The sequence below is a fragment of the Rhodococcus sp. IEGM 1379 genome, assembly GCF_030056815.1.
Taxonomy (GTDB): Bacteria; Actinomycetota; Actinomycetes; order Mycobacteriales; family Mycobacteriaceae; genus Rhodococcus_F.
Map to the genome: position 1 here is coordinate 1 of NZ_JASHKR010000195.1, position 685 is coordinate 685.

The 685-nt window shown below is 61.2% G+C and carries 1 pseudogene; it reads right to left on the minus strand.

Features of this window, described 5'->3' with window-relative positions:
• Positions 1-675: pseudogene (locus QM600_RS29485) on the minus strand (peptidase M13); the annotation flags it as partial.
• Between the last annotated feature and the right edge of the window lie 10 nt (positions 676-685).

Genomic DNA, 685 nt, shown 5'->3' on the forward strand with positions numbered 1-685 from the left:
GAAGCCCATCAAGTTGTAACTCAGCTCGGCGTCACGACGCTTCACTACATCCCAGTGCCCCGCCGCGATCTTCTTCTCGAGATCGAACACACGCTGCGCCTCGTATCCGAGGCCGGCAAGGTTGAACATCTTCTCGACATGCGCGACAAACTTTTCGCGGATCTCGGCGTAGTTGTCTTCGCGGTAGTACGACTCATCCGGCAGGCTGATGCCCGACTGGCTGAAGTGAATGAGGTAGCGCTCGGAATTCTTCGCATCGGTGTCGACGTAGTGGGAGATTGCCCCGCCCACACCGGTCCGCTGATGGCGTCCGATCACCGTAGCGAGGGACGAGCGATCCGGAGCGTCCGCGATGGCGTCGAGTTCGTCGTCGATCGGGGTGAGGCCGGCAGCTTCGATCGCGTCGGCATCCATGAAACTGGAGTACAGGTCGCCGATGCGCTGCGCATCGGTTCCGGCCTCCGGTGAAGACTGCGATGCCTCGGTGATGATGGTCTGAACGTCTTCCTCAGCCTTGTCGTACAGCGTGCGGAAGGCGCCGTCGACGGCGCGGTCCGCCGGAATCTCGTATTCGGCGAGCCATTTCCCGTTTACATGGACGAACAGATCGTCTTGCGCGCGGGTGTCGCTGTCGAGGTGGGTGAGGTCGATGCCTGAGCGATGAGCCGTGGTCATTTCTCCATCC